The 18,626-nt window shown below is 64.9% G+C and carries 16 protein-coding genes; 5 read left to right on the forward strand and 11 right to left on the reverse strand.

What is annotated here, in order from left to right:
* Positions 1 to 15: 15 nt before the first annotated feature.
* From CIK75_RS11220 to CIK75_RS11240, 5 genes are all read right to left on the reverse strand, one after another.
* Positions 16 to 1,533, reverse strand: coding sequence for an alanine/glycine:cation symporter family protein (locus CIK75_RS11220; RefSeq protein WP_096224283.1), 1,518 nt, complete (start codon positions 1,531 to 1,533; stop codon positions 16 to 18).
* 75 nt (positions 1,534 to 1,608) lie between these two features.
* Complete coding sequence (locus CIK75_RS11225; protein ID WP_096224284.1) at positions 1,609 to 2,772, reverse strand: Glu/Leu/Phe/Val dehydrogenase dimerization domain-containing protein; 1,164 nt, start codon at positions 2,770 to 2,772, stop codon at positions 1,609 to 1,611.
* A 101-nt stretch (positions 2,773 to 2,873) separates the two neighbouring features.
* Positions 2,874 to 4,400 carry an aldehyde dehydrogenase family protein gene (locus tag CIK75_RS11230; protein WP_086995664.1) on the reverse strand — a complete coding sequence of 509 codons (1,527 nt, stop codon included), beginning with the start codon at positions 4,398 to 4,400 and terminating at the stop codon, positions 2,874 to 2,876.
* A gap of 54 nt (positions 4,401 to 4,454) precedes the next feature.
* The gene (locus CIK75_RS11235; RefSeq protein ID WP_086995661.1) at positions 4,455 to 5,837 is read right to left on the reverse strand and encodes a VOC family protein; all 1,383 of its coding nucleotides are present in this window, start codon (positions 5,835 to 5,837) and stop codon (positions 4,455 to 4,457) included.
* Positions 5,838 to 5,880: 43 nt separating this feature from the next.
* The gene (locus CIK75_RS11240) at positions 5,881 to 7,080 is read right to left on the reverse strand and encodes an FAD-binding oxidoreductase (RefSeq protein WP_086995658.1); all 1,200 of its coding nucleotides are present in this window, start codon (positions 7,078 to 7,080) and stop codon (positions 5,881 to 5,883) included.
* Between the two features lie 140 nt (positions 7,081 to 7,220).
* On the opposite strand from CIK75_RS11240, the gene CIK75_RS11245 reads away from it, so the two are divergent.
* Entirely contained in the window at positions 7,221 to 8,147 is a 927-nt protein-coding gene (locus CIK75_RS11245; protein ID WP_086995656.1) for a LysR family transcriptional regulator, read from the forward strand.
* 20 nt (positions 8,148 to 8,167) lie between these two features.
* Here CIK75_RS11245 and CIK75_RS11250 read toward each other — a convergent pair whose 3' ends face one another.
* Both CIK75_RS11250 and CIK75_RS11255 read right to left on the reverse strand, forming a co-directional pair.
* Positions 8,168 to 9,010, reverse strand: a complete 843-nt coding sequence (locus CIK75_RS11250; protein ID WP_198962438.1) for an NAD(P)-dependent oxidoreductase — start codon at positions 9,008 to 9,010, stop codon at positions 8,168 to 8,170.
* 39 nt (positions 9,011 to 9,049) lie between these two features.
* On the reverse strand, positions 9,050 to 9,811 hold the full coding sequence (locus tag CIK75_RS11255; protein WP_096224286.1) for a GntR family transcriptional regulator: 762 nt from the start codon (positions 9,809 to 9,811) through the stop codon (positions 9,050 to 9,052).
* Between the two features lie 118 nt (positions 9,812 to 9,929).
* Here CIK75_RS11255 and CIK75_RS11260 point away from each other — a divergent pair, with 118 nt between their 5' ends.
* The gene (locus CIK75_RS11260; protein ID WP_096224429.1) at positions 9,930 to 12,770 is read left to right on the forward strand and encodes an FAD-binding and (Fe-S)-binding domain-containing protein; all 2,841 of its coding nucleotides are present in this window, start codon (positions 9,930 to 9,932) and stop codon (positions 12,768 to 12,770) included.
* Between the two features lie 6 nt (positions 12,771 to 12,776).
* Here CIK75_RS11260 and CIK75_RS11265 read toward each other — a convergent pair whose 3' ends face one another.
* Positions 12,777 to 13,172 (reverse strand): hypothetical protein, encoded by a 396-nt coding sequence (locus tag CIK75_RS11265; protein ID WP_086995646.1) that lies wholly within the window; start codon positions 13,170 to 13,172, stop codon positions 12,777 to 12,779.
* A gap of 40 nt (positions 13,173 to 13,212) precedes the next feature.
* The gene (locus tag CIK75_RS11270) at positions 13,213 to 13,599 is read right to left on the reverse strand and encodes a metalloregulator ArsR/SmtB family transcription factor (RefSeq protein WP_096224287.1); all 387 of its coding nucleotides are present in this window, start codon (positions 13,597 to 13,599) and stop codon (positions 13,213 to 13,215) included.
* Between the two features lie 111 nt (positions 13,600 to 13,710).
* On the opposite strand from CIK75_RS11270, the gene arsB reads away from it, so the two are divergent.
* From arsB to CIK75_RS11285, 3 genes are read left to right on the forward strand one after another with little or no spacing between them, the layout of a single operon-like run.
* Positions 13,711 to 14,802, forward strand: coding sequence for an ACR3 family arsenite efflux transporter (gene arsB, locus CIK75_RS11275; RefSeq protein WP_086995640.1), 1,092 nt, complete (start codon positions 13,711 to 13,713; stop codon positions 14,800 to 14,802).
* The gene (locus tag CIK75_RS11280; protein ID WP_096224288.1) at positions 14,799 to 15,263 is read left to right on the forward strand and encodes an arsenate reductase ArsC; all 465 of its coding nucleotides are present in this window, start codon (positions 14,799 to 14,801) and stop codon (positions 15,261 to 15,263) included. The genes arsB and CIK75_RS11280 overlap by 4 nt, the downstream gene beginning before the upstream one ends.
* Positions 15,253 to 16,533 (forward strand): FAD-dependent oxidoreductase, encoded by a 1,281-nt coding sequence (locus CIK75_RS11285; RefSeq protein ID WP_096224289.1) that lies wholly within the window; start codon positions 15,253 to 15,255, stop codon positions 16,531 to 16,533. The genes CIK75_RS11280 and CIK75_RS11285 overlap by 11 nt, the downstream gene beginning before the upstream one ends.
* A 31-nt stretch (positions 16,534 to 16,564) precedes the next feature.
* Here CIK75_RS11285 and CIK75_RS11290 read toward each other — a convergent pair whose 3' ends face one another.
* Together CIK75_RS11290 and CIK75_RS11295 are read right to left on the reverse strand one after the other, a co-directional pair.
* Positions 16,565 to 17,245 carry a response regulator transcription factor gene (locus tag CIK75_RS11290; protein WP_096224290.1) on the reverse strand — a complete coding sequence of 227 codons (681 nt, stop codon included), beginning with the start codon at positions 17,243 to 17,245 and terminating at the stop codon, positions 16,565 to 16,567.
* A complete protein-coding gene (locus tag CIK75_RS11295; RefSeq protein ID WP_096224291.1) occupies positions 17,233 to 18,498 on the reverse strand; it encodes a histidine kinase in 1,266 nt (421 codons plus the stop codon). Before CIK75_RS11295 ends, CIK75_RS11290 begins: the two co-directional genes overlap by 13 nt.
* Between the last annotated feature and the right edge of the window lie 128 nt (positions 18,499 to 18,626).

An 18,626-nucleotide genomic window follows, 5' to 3' on the forward strand; every position in this document is an offset into this window, starting at 1 on the left:
CAACGCGTCCGAGGACTATGCTTTCTGGTCGATGTTGGCCACGGTGCTTCGCTCATGCTCGGCCACCTCGGGGATCCGGCCAGCGTCGAGATCCGCCCGGTGTCCAAGGATCTCGCGGCGCAGGACACCGGAGAGCAAGTAGATGCCCAGGATATTGGGCACCGTCAGCAGGAAGAAGGTGGCATCCGAGAAGGCGACGACGGTATCCAGCGACACCGACGATCCGACGACGATCATGACGATCCATGCACCGTCGTAGATGCGCTCCACACGTTTGCTGTTGCCGAAGACGTAACCGGCCGCCTTCTTGCCGTAGTAGGAGTAGCTCAGCAGTGTGGAGAACGCGAAGAGCAGGACGCACAGGGTGAGGATGTACGGGAAGAAGGCAGCAACGGTGCCGAACGCCACCGAGGTGAGTCCCACGCCGTCTGCGGAGGTTTCCGCGTACTGGCCGGTGACGATGATGGCCAGGGCCGTCATGGTGCAGATGATGACCGAGTCGATGAAGGGTTCCACGGAGGCGACGTAGCCTTCCTGAGCCGGACGCTTGGTCTTGACCGTGGAGTGGGCGATACCCGCCGAGCCAACACCTGCCGCGTTGGAAAACAACGCGCGCTGGATACCGACGATGGCCACGCCGACGGCACCGCCGGCCACACCGTTACCCGTGAAGGCGCCCTCGAAGATGAGCACGATGGCATGGGGCAGCTCGCTGATGTTCGCAATCAGGATCACGATCACCGACAGGCCGTAGACGACGGCCATGATGGGCGTGAGCTTACTCGTCCAGCGCGCAATGCTGCGGATTCCGCCGAAGATCACGGCGGCGGCGACGACGGCCAGAACAACACCGACGATCCAACCCCGGCCGTCCAGGAAACTGGATTCTCCACCGGTGGCGGCGGTCAGCTGGGCGGTGACCTGGTTGGCTTGGAAGATGTTGCCGGCACCCATGGCACCGAAGATCATGAGCAGCGCATACAACATGGCCAGCACCCGACCGGTCTTGGGTTTGCCGATGTGGGCGAGTCCGGTTTCGAGATAATACATGGGACCGCCGGAGACCGTGCCGTCCTTATTCATCCGGCGGAACATGACGCCCAAGGTGGCCTCTGCCATCTTCAGACTCATCCCGAGGAAACCGGCAATGATGATCCACAGGGTTGCGCCGGGACCGCCAATGGTGATCGCCACGGCCACACCGGCGATGTTGCCGAGCCCGACCGTCCCGGAGAGCTCGGTAGCCAGGGCTTGGAAACTAGTGGTCTCGCCCGGATCGCTGAAGCGGTTGAAGCGTCCACGCGCGATCTGGATCATATGGCGCATTCCGATAATCGGCTGGAATTTCAGGAGCACGGTCAGGAAGATGCCGCCGGCTAACAGCCAGATGATCAAAAAGGGAAGCTCGGTGCCGAAGAACGGGAAAGAGGCGAAGACGATGTTCTCCAGCCATTCGACGGCCGGCCCGATGGCGTTCTCGAGCGTTTCATCGATGCTGGCCGCCACCGGGACGGCATTCAGGGGGAGGTTCATTGCGTGGATCCTTTGACTAGGTCTGGTCTGTACCCCGGTGGCCGCACCTGATCGCGCCCCGAGCAGTTCTGCCCTCTAGAGCTTGATGTTCACCCTTTCTCGAGGCTGCGCACCGCCGAGCCGGGCGCCGCGCAGATCCATGGCCGCGCGGACCCGGTCTCTGGCCATGGCGAAGGCTGCTTCATGGGTGGTGGTGTCGCGCAGGCGGGCCTGCCCCAACACCGTGGAGGTATTACTACGGATTTTCTCGGAGACCGTGGCCATGATCGGGGCGGTATCCGGGCGGAAGGCAGAGTAGCGCCCTTCCATCGCGTAGGCGGCGGCGACGATGCCTCCGGCGTTGGCGATGAAGTCCGGGACCACTGCGGTTCCCTGGGCCCGGAGGCGTGCCCGCGCCCCGTCGCTGGACGGCAGGTTCGCCCCCTCGGTCACCAGCCGGGCCCGGACATCACCGGCGTTGTCTTTGGTGAGCACGTCCTGCAGGGCGGCGGGGACCAGGATGTCGCAGTCCAGGAAGAGCTCCGAGCCCGGGGCGATGCGCTGGGGAAGATACTCATCGACCAACTGGTCTCCCAGTTCGGCGCGTTGGGCCAGCAGCCGGTCGATGTCGAGTCCGTCCGGGGCGTGGATGGAACCGACGGCGGTGGAGAGTCCGACGACGGTGTACCCCAGTTCGTCGAAGCGCTTGGCTGCAGCGTGGCCCACTGCCCCGAAGCCTTGGATGACGACCCGTTTGCCCGGAAGTGCCACGTCGGTTGCTGCCTGGTCGGCGGCCTCTGCCACCCCGAAGCCGGTGACTCCGAGCCGGTCGTAGGCGACCCCGCCCAGTTCGGCAGGGGTGCCGACGGCGGCACCCCGATCGCCGAGCTCGTCGTTGATGATGGCGGCGTCGTTTTCCGTCAACCCCATGTCGAGCCCGAAGACGTATTCGCGGGGGACCTCGTTGCGCAGCGCCTTGACGAAGGAACGCAGTACAGCTTCCTTGTCCGCGGAGGTGGGATCGAATTTGATTCCGGCTTTGGCCCCACCGTAGAAGAGGTCGGCGGCAGCCCATTTCCACGTCATGGTCCGGGCCAGTCGGGCGACTTCCTGGACACTGACGTTCGGCTGCATGCGGGTGCCGCCCTTGCCCATGCCCCGGGCCGAGTTGTCGATGACCAGAACGCCTTGCATCCCGGTTTTGGTGTCGCTGACGAGCACGACTTTCTCGGGGCCCCAGTCATCGATCAGGTCAAACATGTCGTTGCTACTCCTTGGTCTGCGGTGTGCTGAAGTTCGCCGGTGTGGCCGTGGCCGGCACGGCCCGGACGTGGGCCGTGCCTGTAGGGTGTTCGGTGGTTCTAGAGGAACTCGACCCCCTGGGCCAGGGGCAGTTCACCGGAGTAGTTCACCGTGTTGGTCGCCCGGCGCATGTACCCGCGCCACGCGTCGGAACCGGATTCACGGCCACCACCGGTCTCCTTCTCGCCGCCGAAGGCACCACCGATTTCCGCGCCCGAGGTGCCGATATTGACGTTGGCGATACCGCAATCGGAGCCGGCGGAGCTGATGAAGCGCTCGGCCTCACCCTGGTCCTGAGTGAAGATCGCCGAGGACAGGCCCTGCGGGACCGCGTTGTGCATCTCGATGGCATCGTCCAGATCCGTGTAGGTCATCACGTAAAGGATCGGGGCGAAGGTTTCCTCTTTCACTGTGGCGGTCTGTGAGGGCATGCGGATGATGGCCGGTTCCACGTAGAACGCATCCGGGTACTCGTCGGCGAGCACGCGATCCCCACCGCAGACCAGTTCGCCGCCTTCGGCCAGGGCGTTCTTGATGGCCTGTTGCATGTTCTCGTAGGCACCCTGATTGACCAGGGGGCCGACGAGAGTGTCGGGTTCCATGGGGCTGCCGATCTGCAGGGTCGGGTAGGCCTTGGCGAGGCTATCGACGAGCTGGTCGGCGACCGACTCGTGCGCGATCAGACGGCGCATGCTGGTGCAGCGCTGGCCGGCGGTGCCCACGGCGGCGAAGGCCACACCGCGCAGGGCGAGATCGAGATCGGCCGATGGCGCCACGATGGCCGCGTTATTGCCGCCGAGTTCCAGGATGCTGCTGCCAAAGCGCTCGGCGATCCGGGGAGCAATCGTCCGTCCCATGCGGGTCGACCCCGTGGCCGAAATCAGGGGGAAGCGGGAGTCTGAGACCATTTTGGATCCCAGTTCACGGTCGGCGAGCAGCACGTGGTGCAGACCGGCAGGTGCCCCGGTTTCCTTCACGGCCCGTGCGAGCAGGGCATCTGTGGCCAGTGCCGAGAGCGTCGTCATCTCGGAGGGCTTCCAGACGATCGAGTTGCCGCACACCAGGGCGACGGCGGTGTTCCAGGCGTAGGGGGCGACGGGGAAGTTGAAGGCGGTGATGATGCCCACGACACCGAGCGGGTGCCAGGTCTCCATTAGCCGGTGGCCCTTGCGCTCGGAGGGCATCGTCTTGCCGAAGAGCTGACGGGAGAGCCCGACGGCGAGTTCGCAAATATCGATCATCTCCTGAACTTCGCCATTGGCCTCAGAGGTGATCTTGCCGGCCTCGGCGGTGACGAGGACACCGAGGTCTTCCTTGTGTTCGGTGAGCAGCTCGCCCCAGCGTTTGACGAGGGCGCCGCGGACCGGCGCCGGAGTATCGCGCCACTGTGTGAAGGCCTCCTGGGCCTGGCCGATCATGGATTCGAGATCGGCTTCCGTGCTCTTCTTCAGGTTCTTCAGCGTCTGGCCGGTCAGCGGGGAACGGGCGCCGATGCCCTCACCCTCGGTGACGGTGACGCCGCAGGCGGTCAAAGCGGATTCGACTGACTGGAGGAGGTTGTCCTGGCGGGTTTCGGTGGTCTGCATGGTGTGACTCCTGGTTCTTTCTGCGTGGGTTACGTGTGTTTCGTGTTCTCCGGGCTATTGCCGAAGGGTGACACCGAGTTGTTTTTCAAGTTCGGAAAGCGAGGCGTCCTGTTGGGCCCGGTACAGGTCCACCGGATCCTTGATGGGAAGACCGATGATTTCTGAAAGTCGGTCCATGTCGTAGAGGGTTCCCTCCTGGGCATCGTCACGTTGGCCGGCCTCGCGCAGGTTGGACTGGAAGATCCCAGCTGCCGAACGGGGAAGGAAGTCCTCGTAGACGATGGGATTGAGCTCCACGGTTCCCGCAGTGACCAGCTCGGCGAGGCTGGCGCCGTCCGGAACCTCGCCCTGCGACGCGCTGGATGAGTAGGTGTAGAAGGCCAGATCCTGTGCTGCCAATTCGGCATCCGTGCCCGGCAGCATTTCCTGCCACACCGTTTCGGATACCCGGGAGCGACTGTCCCCGGAGGTCATTCGGCGGTCGATTTCGGCGTTCATCTCCTCGTAGAGGTCGCGTCCCTTCCGGGTCAGGGCGACTCCTCGTTGCTCGACTTCGCCGAAGCGGACACGCAGCTTTCCCTGTCCTTCGCTCCCGTCGGCGAAACGGAAGGTTCGTTCCTCGTCCAGGGCGCGGAACGAGGTCTGGCGCAACAGCACATCCGGGCCGTTCCAGCGCGGCGGGCCCTGGATGGCGTCGATCATCTTGATTCCGCGGTCCTCCATGCGCTGATAGAGATCGTCGATGTCCAGCACGCGGGGGGTGAGGTGGTTGATATGGGTGCTTGACACTCCGCCGATATCCGCAGCGACCGCAGAAATGGCCTCGAGCTTGCGGTACCAGGCATCATCGACCGGTTCGCTGGAGAGTTGGAAGACGCTGGTGGCCAGGTGGAGCAGCCGTTCGGCCTCATCGCTGTCCAGACCCTGGCCGACGGTGGCACGGTCGGCCAGTTCCAGCAGGCCATCAGGGAACAGGCTGCGAGAGTCGATGAACTCCCGCAGCTCGCGTTGGAGTTCTTCGTTGAAGAAGCGGGGGTCTTCGGTAGCCAGCAGCGAGGTGAAAACCCGGAAGGGGTTCTTGGCCAGCTCGTCCTCATCGACGGGCCGGAACGCGGTGGCGATGACCGGGACCGAGGACGACGAGGCATCGCGGAGGTCATAGAAGCCGACCGGATGCATGCCGAAGGCTGCGAAGACGCGGGCGACTGACGCCAGCTCTTGAGGTGAGCCGACGCGGATGGCGCCGTGGCGTTCGGCGGTGACCCGCTCCAAGGTGCCCAGCCGTTCGGCGTCGGATCCGTGGCGATCCATGAAGTCTTGGTTCACGTGGCTGGAGACCTCAACCAGTGTGTTGTATGCCGGAACCTCTTCGCCATACATCTGTGACAGGCGCAGGGCGAATTCGGCTCGTAGTTGCCAAGTGTGCAGAAACGGCACGTGTTCTTCCTTTCCGAGGTGTGGTGGTCGGGGTGGGGGCTGGTCAGATGATGTGGACTTCGTTCAGCTGCGGGACGTTCTGGCAGCTGAAGCGTTCCGCGGAGAACCCGGAGGCGTCCATGAATGATTCGCGGCCCAGATGCAGATCGGCCATGATCTCCCCGACGCCAGGGGCCTGAAGGAAGCCGTGGCCGGAGAAACCGGTGGCGTAGGAGAACCCGCGCACGTCTTCGGAGGCCCCGATCAGGGCATTCCTGTCGGGGGTGTTCTCATAGAGGCCGGCCCAGCCGTGCTCCAGTTCGCGATCGCTCAGCGCCGGTGCGCAGATCTCGGCCGAAGCGTTGAAGTCCGGGACCCAGTCGAAACTGAAATCACGGTCGAAGCCCTTTTCCTGTCCGGGGTTCGAGATGCCGAGCAGCAACTGGTCATCGTAGTTATGGAAGTACATGGTGGTGCCCAGATCGAGCGTGAAGGGAATCACCGGGGGAGTGGGGCCGCCGTCGGGCCGGGTGATGCCGATCTGGCGCTTGACCGGCACCACCGGCAGGTCGACGCCGACCATGTTCCCGATGGAGGCGGACCATGCCCCGGCGCAGCAGATCACCGAGGTGGTTCGGATGGTCCCGCGCGAGGTCTGCACGGATTCGACGGAACCATTGGACGCCTCGATGCCGGTGACCTGCGTCCGGTCAGCGATGACGAGCCCGAGTTCCTTGGAGAGCGATGCGTAGCCGTCGACCACGCTGCGGGGGCAGGCGAGCCCGTCCTCGGGGGAGAACTGGGCGCCGAGCAAGGCCCCGGGGGCGATGTATGGATTGATGCGTTGGGCTTCGTGCGGGCTGACCATGCGGCTGTTGCCGCCGAGGCTGTTCTGTAGCTCCACGCTGGCTTCGCAGGCCGCAAGTTCTTCGGGGGTCCGGCACAGGAAAAGGTAACCGACCTCGCGGAAGGAGATGTCGATGCCGTGGGTGGACTCGAAGTCGCGGAACTTGGCCAGGCTGTGGCGACCCAAGCGGATGTTGTTCGGGTCGGAGAACGTACCTCGCACCCCGCCGAGGGGCTTGGCAGAAGAACCGGCCCCCAAGGCGCCGCGCTCGAGGAGAACGACATTTTGAACTCCGGCTTCAACGAGGTGGTAGGCGACGCTCATGCCGATGACGCCGCCGCCAATCACCACGACGTCGGCGGATTCCGGTAGATCTGTCGAATGCTCTGGGGTGAGGTCGGTGAGCAAACTGGCCATGTCCCCTCCTTCCTATGTGAACCGTGGGAGTGACCCACGTCATGTTTTCTTCTGGAATCACCATCCCCCGAGAGCGGTTATTACACAAGCTATTGTTTTTTGAGCAATTGCTTTAGTGAAACTATAGGTAGGGTCGAGGCATGAACTGGACGCTCCACCAACTCAAGTTATTCGCAGCCGTCGCCCGCACCGGCAGTATGACGGCGGCCGCGGACGATGCCGGATATACGATCGGGGCCGTTTCCCAGCAGATGAAGGCCCTGCAGCAGGAAGTCGGTTCCGCCCTGTTCATCAAGGACGGGCGGGGCGTGACGCTCTCCGATGCCGGGATCAAACTGCTCAAACATGTGGGCCCGCTCCTGACGGCAGAGCAGGATGCGGTGCGCAGCGTGGATGATGATTCGAAAGGCAGCGAATCGGTGGTCACCTTGGGGATCTTCGCCACGGTCGGCGCCATCGCCTGCAAGCCGCTGATTGATGCGCTGCGCGTCACCGATCCGGATCTGGAGGTGATCTTTCATGAAATCGATGTCGAACGCGACGCTGAATACGTCAGATCGGGCGCGGTGGATGTTGCCTTGACCGTCGAGTACTCCCAGCTACCGGACATGGTTGGCAGAGATCTGGAGCGAGTGGTCCTGCATACCGAACCGATGCTTTTGGCCGGCAATGACCATGCCGGGCTCCACCCGGGAATGGACTTGACCCGAGAACGAACGTGGATCCTGCCTCCGGCTGAAACGGCATTTGGCAGTGCTGCCCGGCAGGCGTGCCTGAGTCAGGGCGCCCAGCTGGATGATGTGCACAGCATCACCGATACCGCCCTCGTACTCGCGCTGGTGGAGGCCGGGGTGGGGATGTCGATCACCACGCCGTTGATGCAGATTGTCCACCCACTGCGCCTGCAGACGCTGGCTCTGGCTTCGGGATCGAGTAGGTCGCTGGTGACCCTGGCCAAAGCCAGCCATATGCAGCGCCGCTCGGTCCGCCGGGTGGTTGAAACCCTGGAGACCATCCTGAACGGCAGCCTCATGGAAACCCGGCAGCCGGATGAGGCTCCACGCTAGAGGGAGCTGCCGCCGAGGCCTCAGTCGCCGACGCCCTCGGATCTCATCCTGTCCAGCGAATACTCGGCGGAGGCGAAGCTACCGCCTTGAGGGGTCCCGGGGTCGATGGCCTCGAGGACACCATGCTCTGCCGCATCATCGACGGGAACGAAACCCAGGGTCTTGCCGGCGTCAAGGTTCCACCAGAGTTCCGAATTCTTGGAGACCGCATAGAAGACGCCGTGGTGCTGCGGTGTGCGCATGGCCGCCGTGAAGGCGCGCACCGCATCCCCGGGACTGAGCATGGTGCGCATATGCCGCGGTGATGCGGGTTCGGAGAGGTAGGTTCCGATGCGCAAGGCGATGGTGCTCAGGCCGAATTTATCGGAGTAGAGCTGGCACAACGCTTCGCCGGCGGCCTTGGAGACCCCGTAAAAACCATCCGGCCTAGCAGGCATGTCGACCGTCAGCTCGGTATCCACGTCGTAGAAGCCGGTCAGTCGGTTGCTGCTGGCGAAGACGACCCGGCGCACACCGGCCCGGCGGGCGGCTTCGAGCACATGGTAGGTCCCGACGATGTTGACCTGTGCGAGGTCATGGAAGTCCGCTTCGTCCGAAATGCCGCCGAGGTGGATCACCCCATCCGCTGACGCAAAGGTCTGCTCGAGTGTCTTGAGATCCTCGACATCGCCCCGCACCACGGTGTCCGTGGGCCCCACCGGCTCGGTGTCGGCCACATCGACCGAGACCAGGTTGACTCCCAGCTCGGCCAAGGCCCGACGGAGGGGGCGGCCGATCCTTCCGGCGGCCCCGGTGACGATCCACCGTTGGCCCGTGAAATCCTCCATGCCGGCGGCATCTTCCGTTGGTGAAGTCTGTGTCATGCCCCGAGTGTACAAAAATGCTTGGCCCGGAGCTGCTGGCTAGTAGCCCCGGGTCAGTTCATCCCAGAGGCGGGCGGCGTCGATATCGAGGTCCTGCCGAGCAGCAGCCTGGGCCAGAAGTAGCCGTCCTGTGGTGGCCAGGTGTTCGCTCATCAGCTGCCCAGCGCACTGTGGATCGTTGGCGCTGACTGCTGCCACGATGGGCGCATGCTCGTTCAGGATGTCCTCGTAGGTCCGCTGTCTGCCGGCGGTGGAGACCCCCAGCAGCCGGGTTGATACCCGCAAGCGGTTGACCACCTCCCGGGCGCGATGGCTTCCGGCCGCTTCGAGGAGCAGGTCATGCAAGTACTGGTCATCGGCGAAGAAGGACTCGTCATCGCCCGCCCGCGCAGCACGGGCCATGCTGGCCTCCAGTGCCTTCAGGGCGGTAGCGAGTTCATCGCTGCAGGCCATCGCGGCCCGACGCGCTGCGGGGACTTCCAAAGCCAGGCGAATCGAAAAGATCTCGGCCACGTCCTGCGGGGTGGTGGGGATGATGCGGAAGCCGCGATTGCGGGCGAACTCCACCAAACCGGCTTCTTCGAGCCGCAGGAGGCCGTCACGGACCGGGGATCGTGAGAAACCCAGACGTTCAGCCAGTTGGTAGACGCTGTAGAGCTCGCCGGGACGCAGATCCCCCGAGGCTGTGGCAGTGCGCACGAAGTCCATGACCTGCTCGGTCAACGACCTCGTGACGGGAGGGGCGTTCCCGGCTCCCGGGCTGTTGCTCGTGGTGCCGGGGGCCGAAGACTGGATGCTCATAAGTAACATGTTACTCTAATTCAAGTCGTGATCGTGAGGAGCAGCAGTGGAACAACTAGCGCCAAACCCCTTCAAGGCGGTGCCCCCGGGAACGATCCATGAACTACTACGCACGGACATGACCACCCGGGCCGCCTACGTTTCGGACGCCTCGATCTATCGGCGCCTTCCCGCGGCAGTACTGGAAGTGCGCAGCGTTGAAGATCTCCGCGGTGCCGTCGCCCTGGCCGGCGAAAAGAACTGGTCGATCACCATGCGTGGTGGAGGAACCTCGGTGGCCGGCAACGGCATCGGGGAAGGGCTGGTACTCGACACCTCCCGCTACTTCAACCAGATTCTTTCCATTGACCCCCAGGCGCGAACGGCTAGGGTCCAGCCAGGGGTGATCTGCGACCAGCTCCGCGATGCAGCCGGGGAATTCGGGCTGACCTACGGCCCGGATCCCTCCACGCATAGCCGCTGCACCATTGGGGGAATGGTGGCCAATAATGCCTGCGGTTCACATTCACTGGAGTGGGGGACCGCGGCGGAGAACCTTGAATCGGTGACCTTGATGCTCGCCGACGGCCGGGAAGTCGTCTTTGGACCCGACGGTACCGACGATCCCGAAATCAACGCCAAGTTGCTGGCGCTGCGGGATGGGAACCTGAAGACCCTGCGGACCGAGCTGGGGCAGTTCCCGCGCCAGGTCTCCGGCTACGGGCTCCACTACCTGCTGGCCGAGAACGGCTTCGACGCCGCCAAGGCCCTGGCCGGCAGCGAGGGGACCTGCGGGATCATCACCGAGATGACCGTGAAGCTGGTCAAGCGTCCACTGGCCAGCGCGCTGGCCGTGCTGGCCTTCGAGACCGTCTTCGATGCCGCCGAGGCCGCGGCCGTGGTCCGCGGTACCGGGATGACGACCGCCGAAGGCATGGGCTACGACCTGCTCGAAGCCTTGCGTTCACGCCCCGGCCAGGACTTGGCGGGCTCGGAGCTGCCCGGGGTCAATGATCCGGCCGGCGGGCAGGACGCCGGAGGCTGGCTGTTCTGTGAGGCCGTCGGCGATACGGTCGAGCAGGCCAGGGGAAATGCCGAAGACTTCGTTGCTTCGGTCACTACGGCCACGTCATCGATTGTGGTCACCGAGCATGCGGAGGCCCGGGCGCTCTGGCGCATCCGTGAGGCCGCCGCCGGCATCGTGACCCGCCTGCCCGACGGTGGGGAGGCTTGGCCCTCCTGGGAGGACTCGGCGGTGCCACCGAAGCATTTGGCCCATTACCTGCGTGATCTGTACGCCTTGATGGACCGGCACGGGCTGCGCGGAATCCCTTTCGGACACTTTGGTGAGGGCTGCGTCCACATCCGGCTCTCCTTCACGCTAGGAACCGATGAGGGGGTCGCCGACTTTCGTTCCTTCATGGAGGAAGCCGCCGACACGATTGCCCGTTATGGCGGTTCGGTGTCAGGGGAGCATGGTGACGGCCGGGCTCGCTCCGAACTGCTGCGCCGGATCTATAGCCGCGAAGCCCTGGAGGCCTTCCGCACCTTCAAGAACATCCTGGACCCGGGACGGATCTTCAACCCCGGGGTCTTGGTTGACCCCGAGGTCGTTGACGATCGGGTCCGCCCCGGTCCCGGCCAACGCAGTTTCGAGCTGCTTCCCGTCCAAGCCCTGAGCCGTGACGGCGGCTCACTGGTGAACGCGGTGAACCGCTGCGTCGGGGTCGGTGCCTGCCGATCCGACGAAGGGGCCATGTGCCCCTCCTTTCAAGCCACGGGAGACGAAGTCGACTCGACCCGCGGCCGCGCCCGGGTGCTCTCTGAAATGTTCCGGGGCGAATCCCTGCCCCAGGCCTACCGTTCCACCGAGGTGAAGGATGCCTTGGATCTCTGCCTGTCCTGCAAGGCCTGTGCCAGTGAATGCCCGGTCAACGTGGATATGGCGACCTATAAGTCGGAATTCCTGCATAAGTTCTACCAGCGGCGCATCCGGCCGATGGCCCACTACAGCATGGGCTGGCTGCCGCTGCTGACCCATGTGCTGCACCGGATCCCCGGGATGGCCTCGGTGACCAACCGCCTGCTGGGGATCGGCACAGTGGAGAAGCTGGTCAAGAAACTTGGGGGCATCGAACCCAGCCGAGCCATGATTTCCTTCGCGCCGTCTAGTCTCCAATCGTGGTTCGCCCGTCGTCAGCCATCCAATGGCCCCCGTGCCGGAGTGGGGACCCGCGATGCAGGCACTGTGGTGCTGTGGCCCGATTCGTTCACCAATCATTTGGACACGGGGCCGGGGCTGGCCGCCGTCGAGGTGCTCGAAGCCTTGGGCTACACCGTGGTCATGCCCCAGGGATTCGTCTGTTGCGGGCTGACCTGGCATTCAACCGGACAACTCGATATGGCACAGAAGGTGCTGACCCGAACCTTGGATGTGATGGAGCCCTATCTTCGCGCTGGATATCCGGTGGTGGGTTTGGAACCTTCCTGCACCGTCCTGCTGGCACACGATCTGCCGGAGATGCTGCCGGATGATCCCCGGGCGGCCCTGATGGCGAAGTCCGTCGTGTCCTTGGGCGAGCTCATCGAACACCGGGTCCCGGCCAACGGAGAGTCCGGCACTGAGTGGCCCTTCGAGGAATTGGACGCCACGGCGGTCAGCCAAGTGCATTGCCATGAACGCTCGCAGGGTGACCATGGTCCCGCGGCAACGGTGCTGCGGAGTGTGGGCGTGCGTGAAGAAGAGATCAAAACCGGCTGTTGCGGCCTAGCGGGCAACTGGGGCTTCGAGCCGGGGCATGCGGAATTGTCCAAGACCCTGGGCGAACGCGAACTCTTCCCAGCAATTCGAGCCCGGGAAGCAGGGGACCTGGTGTTGGCCGATGGGTTCTCCTGCCGCACGCAGATCACCGAAGGCACAGGAGTCGATGGCCTCCACCTCGCCGAAGTGCTGCAGAAGGCTCTGGTGAAGAAGACCTAAACGCCGTTAGAAAAAGGCGCTCCCATTTTCCAATACGGTTCCCACCAGCGGATCGCCCCACCAGCCCAGTCCATTCGCGTCGAAAGTCAAACGGTCGATGTAGGTCCCCAACGGCTCGGCGACGTCGAAATCTGCAATGTTTTGACCCTGCTCGACGGGATCCTCACAGTCCGGATCCTCTGCACCGCGCATTAGCCCGACAGTGGGTCCCCAGGGGGAGGTGTAGACGATGAACATCGCGCCCTTGTCCACCCAAGCGTCGAACACCTCGACGCATTCCCACGCGGTCGGGCCGCCGGAACCCAACCGCTTCAGGCAGGAAGTCAGGACGATGGTGACCCAGTCGGGGTGGGGGATGGCATCGAAGGTTTCGATGAGGGACTGCAGCCGGGGAGTCATCATGTGCTGAGCCTACGCGGATGCGTGAAAACGAATGAAGCGGTTAGAGCCCCGCGGCCAAGGTCTCCGCCACGTGATCCAAGGCCCCGGGGACCAGGGAGTAGTAGGCCCAGACCCCGCGCTTCTCACGGTGGAGGAAGCCGGCGTCGACCAGGATCTTCAGATGGTGGGAGACCGTGGGTTGGCCCAACTGCAGCGGCTCGGACAGATCGCAGACACAGGTCTCGGCGTTGGTGTCGGCAGCCACGATGGACAGGATCCGTAGCCGGCTCGGATCGGCGAGCGCCTTGAACGAGGCGGACAGCGCTTCGGCTTCCTCGATCTCCAGTGGAATACGGGCGGGGGAGGATGCGCACCCCGGTGCCGGTTTCGTGGCAGTGGATGCCGGGCCGGCGCCCCTTGGGACCTGGCCGGTGGCTGACGTGGACATGAGCTGCCCTGCTTTCTGGCGCTCCCGATCGGGAGATTGACATCTGTCGATATCGACCACCATACTCGACACATCGATGTTCGTCGATATATACCCTGGGAGCCCCACACCATGAACAGCACCGCCGTGCCCGCCGACACCGGACACGTCACGAAGAAGCTCTCCACCCTGGACCGGTACCTCGCCGTCTGGATCCTCGCGGCCATGGCCGTCGGGCTCGGACTGGGACGGGTGATCCCCGGATTGGGGGAAGCGCTGGATTCCCTGCAGGTCGCCGGGGTCTCCCTGCCCATCGCCATCGGACTGTTGGTGATGATGTATCCGGTCCTGGCCAAGGTCCGCTATAACGAAACCGGGAGGGTCATCGGCGACAGGAAGTTGATGGTCACCTCCCTGGTCATGAACTGGCTGTTGGCCCCGGCCTTCATGTTCGCCCTGGCCTGGATCTTCCTGCCCGATCTGCCCGAATACCGCACCGGGCTGATCATTGTGGGATTGGCCCGCTGCATTGCCATGGTCCTGATCTGGAACGACCTGGCCTGCGGAGACGGTGAAGCCGCCGCCGTCCTGGTGGCCATCAACTCGGTGTTCCAGGTTGTCGCCTTCGGCGCCCTGGGCTGGTTCTACCTCCAGGTCCTACCCGGCTGGCTCGGCCTGCCGACCACCAGCGCGGGCTTCTCCGTCTGGACGATCACCCTCTCCGTCCTGGTGTTCCTGGGCATCCCGCTGGTGGCAGGATTCCTGACCCGGACCTTCGGTGAACGAGCCAAGGGCCGCGACTGGTATGAGGGCACCTTCCTGCCCAAGATCGGCCCCTTCGCCCTCTACGGCCTGTTGTTCACCATCGTCGTGCTCTTCGCCCTCCAGGGGGATACGATCATCGGCCAACCCCTGGACGTCGTCCGCATCGCGATCCCGCTGTTCATCTACTTCACCGTCGTCTTCGGCGCCGGGATGCTCATCGGGCGTGGTCTGGGCATGGGGTACGAACGCACCACCACGCTGGCCTTCACCGCGTCGGGAAACAACTTCGAACTGGCCATCGCGGTCGCCATCGCCACCTTCGGGGTCACCAGCGGTCAAGCACTGGCAGGAGTCGTCGGGCCCCTGATCGAGGTGCCGGTTCTGGTGGGGCTGGTCTATGTGGCGCTCTGGTCGCGCAAATTCTTCACCACCGGTACCCCACGAAAGGTCAGCGCATGAGCCAGACTCACACCCCCTCCGTCCTGTTCGTCTGCGTCCACAACGCCGGACGCTCCCAGATGGCCGCCGGCTTCCTGCAGCAGCTGACCGCAGGCCGCATCGAGGTCCGCTCGGCAGGCTCCCAACCCGCCGAGGGCGTCAACCCGGCAGCGGTGACGGCGATGGCCGAAATCGGCATCGACATCTCCACCCAACAGCCCAAGGTCCTGACGACTGAGACAGTTCAGAAATCCGACGTCGTCATCACGATGGGCTGCGGCGACGCCTGCCCCATCTTCCCCGGCAAACGCTACGAGGATTGGCAGCTCGCCGACCCTGCAGGACAAGGAGTGGGCGCCGTGCGGCCCATCCGCGATGACATCCACACCCGGGTCCAGACGTTGATCGCCGAGCTGCTGCCGGGGGCCGAATCGGTGGAAACCACGCAACAGCAAACAGGAGGAACACAGCATGGATCGTGACAACACCCTGCCGGTGATCATCATCGGCGCAGGCCCCATCGGCCTGGCCGCCGCCGCCCAGCTGCGCGAACGAGACCAGGAAGTACTGGTCCTCGAAGCCGGCGCCACCCCGGGAGCGGCCATCAGCAACTGGGGGCATATCAAACTGTTCTCCACCTGGCGCTACAACATTGACCCGGCCGCACGCCGGCTCCTGGAAACCCCGGCCCCCGGCTACGCCGCCGACTGGCACACACCTCGCGAAGCCCACCTGCCCACCGGTGCCGAACTCGTCTCCGAGTACCTGGTGCCACTGGCCGAACACCCCGAACTGGCGCCCCGCATCCGGTATAACCACCGCGTCACCCACGTCTCCCGCGTCCACGACGACGGAAAAGGTCTCGACCGCACCCGGACCGCAGGCCGCGAAGACACCGCGTTCCTGATCCGGGTCGCCACACCCGGCGGGGAGGCCGAGATCCTGGGCCGGGCCGTCCTGGACGCCTCAGGAACCTGGGGGACCCCGAACCCCGTGGGACGTTCGGGCCTCGAAGCCCTCGGCGAGGCCGAAGCCCGCAGGTGCGGGTTCATCACCTCCCCACTACCTGACCCACTCGGCGAGGACCAAGACCGGCTGGCGGGCAAAACCGTCATGGTCCTCGGTGCCGGACATTCGGCAGCAAACACCCTGATCAGCCTGGGTCGGCTGCGCCAACGCCACCCCGAAACCCGCATCCTGTGGGGCCTGCGCGGCACCGCCGACCCGGTCAGGCTCTACGGCGGCGGAGCCGCAGACCAGCTCCCGGCCCGCGGACAACTCGGGGCCAGCCTGCGCCGACTGGTCGAATCCGGCGACGTCACCATCGAAGAGAACTTCTCGATCACCCGGCTGGTTTCCGGGGAACGGTTGAGCGTCCTGACAGCAGACGAACGGGAACTCACCGTCGACGCGCTGGTTCCGGCCACCGGCTTCCGGCCCGATCTGCGGCCGCTGGCCGAACTGCGCCTGGACCTGGATCCAGCGGTCGAGGCACCCCGGGCACTGGGTTCGCTGATTGATCCCGAGTTCCACAGCTGTGGCACCGTCCCGGCCCACGGGGAGTCCGTGCTGGCCCACCCCGAATCCGGGTTCTACCTGGTCGGGGCCAAGAGCTACGGCCGGGCGCCCACGTTCCTGCTGGCCACCGGCTACGAACAGGTCCGCTCCGTGGCCGCCGCGCTATCCGGGGACCGGTGCGCCGCCGATGCGGTGGAACTGGAACTGGCATCCACCGGTGTGTGTTCCGGCTGAGCGGTAGCCCGCACCGTCACTGCGGGCGAAGCTAGGAGCTGAGGCCCCGGCCGGCGTCGTGAACCAGCAGGGCGATCTGCACCCGGTTCTCGGCGCCGAGCTTATCCAGCACCCGCCCCACATGGGTTTTCACCGTGGTGATGCTGATGTGGAGTTGCTCGGCGATCTCGGCATTGGAGAGCCCCCGGGCCACAGCCGTCGCGATGCCTCGTTCACGCTCGGTGAGCAGGGCCATCTTGCGGGTGGCTTCGGTATCGGCTTGTGCCTGGCCCCGGTGGGCGGTGGCCGCGGTGACCAGATGTCCGATGGCCGCGGGGGAGAGCATGGACCCGCCGCCGGCAACGTGATGCACCGCTTCGACCAGGCGGGCCGGCGGGGTGTCCTTGAGGAGGAAGCCACTGGCACCGAGCTCCAGAGCCTGCAACACCAGGTCGTCGGTGTCGAAGGTCGTCAACACCAGGATCTTCAGCTCGGGGTCCCGGGCGAGCAGTTCCCGGGTCGCCGCCAGCCCGTCCATGGTCGGCATGCGCACATCCATGAGGACGACGTCGGGCAGGGCATCGCGGATCACGTCCAATGCCGCAACACCATCGCCGGCTTCGCCGACGATCTCGATCAGCGGATCCCCGTTCAGGATCAGCCGTAGCCCGGCCCGCACCAGGTTCTCGTCATCGACCAGCACCACCTTGATGCTCGTATCTACCGGTTCCATGGGACCCAAGCCTCCACGACGAAGTGACCCTCGCCGTCGTCCGCGGCGCTCAGCGATCCACCGGCCAATCTGACGCGTTCCGAGAGTCCGGTCAGTCCCATGCCCGAGGCCGGGGCAGCGTTGGGGCCAGTGGCTTTGACGTCTGGCACTAGCGCACGGGTCCTGTCGGTGAGGCCATTGCGCAGCGACACCGTGAGCCGTCCACCCGGGTTACCGGCCAACCGCACGTAGACGGTCTGCGCTGGGGCGTGCTTGCGGGCATTGGTCAGCCCCTCCTGCAGGACCCGGAACACGGTCCGGCTGCTCGTTTCATCCAGTGCCTCCAGTTCGGTGGCTCCGGGCGGGTTCCCCTCCAGGACGGTGGGGGTTCCGGCCTCCCGGCTTTCGGCCAGCAGGGCCTCGAGGCGTCCGAGCGTGGGCGGGGGAGTCGTGGAGTTTGGTTCGTTTGAGACGGTCGCCGGATCACGCAGGACACCCAGGACCTCGCGGAGTTCGCTGACGGCCAGATGGGCGTTGGCGCGAATCACCCCGGCGGCCTCGCTGACTTGTTCGGCCGGCAGGTCCGTACGGTATTCCAGAGCGCCGGCATGCAGGGCCACCAGGGAGAGCCGGTGGGCCAGTACGTCGTGCATTTCCCGAGCAATGCGGGTGCGTTCGTTGGCGCGGGCCTGCTCCAACTGGGCGTCTTGGCTGCGCCGGTTGCTGGCCAACTCAGCCTCCAGAGCGGCCCGTAACTGTCGGCGCCCACCGATATACATCCCGGTCAGGACCAGGACGGCGGTGAAGATGACGACGAAAAGGACGACAAGCCACCAGGGCTCCAGGGGTTCCTCCCCGGGCAGCAGGGGCATGCTGGTTTCCACGAGAAACGAGGCGCCCATGAACAGCACCGAGACGATGATGATTTCCGCCCAGCGGCGTCGGGTGGCCAAGGAGACGAGAGCCAGCATCGCGGCGGCCGAGCCCAGGGTGGAGAACGAGGCGAAAACCACGAGCAGGATGGTGAGGGTGCGCGGTGCCCGATGCCTGAAGGGATACAGGAGGAAGCAGAGGAGCCCCAAGACCAGGTCCACAAAGATCAGCACACCGAAGGTTTCCCCGGCAGGCCCTGAGGGGTCCAGTTCGAAGACCGGGGCATAGACGACGGCGAAGGCGACGATCCCGAGCAGCACGGCGACCACCAGACGCCAGGTACCGCTCCAGGCCCGGCGGAGGCGGGACTGGGGTGGGGCAGGAAGTTCGGCGGTGGTCATAGGCTCAACCCTATCCAGCCGGTACTGCGCAGACATCCTCCCCACGGTCGGTTTGGCACTCATCCTTTGGGCCCGATGTTTTTCGTTCCGACGGTCGATGCGGTGACGGCGGGGTATGGGAAAGGATG

Source organism: Glutamicibacter sp. BW78 (genome assembly GCF_002332245.1).
GTDB classification, from domain to species: Bacteria; Actinomycetota; Actinomycetes; order Actinomycetales; family Micrococcaceae; genus Arthrobacter_H; species Arthrobacter_H rhombi_A.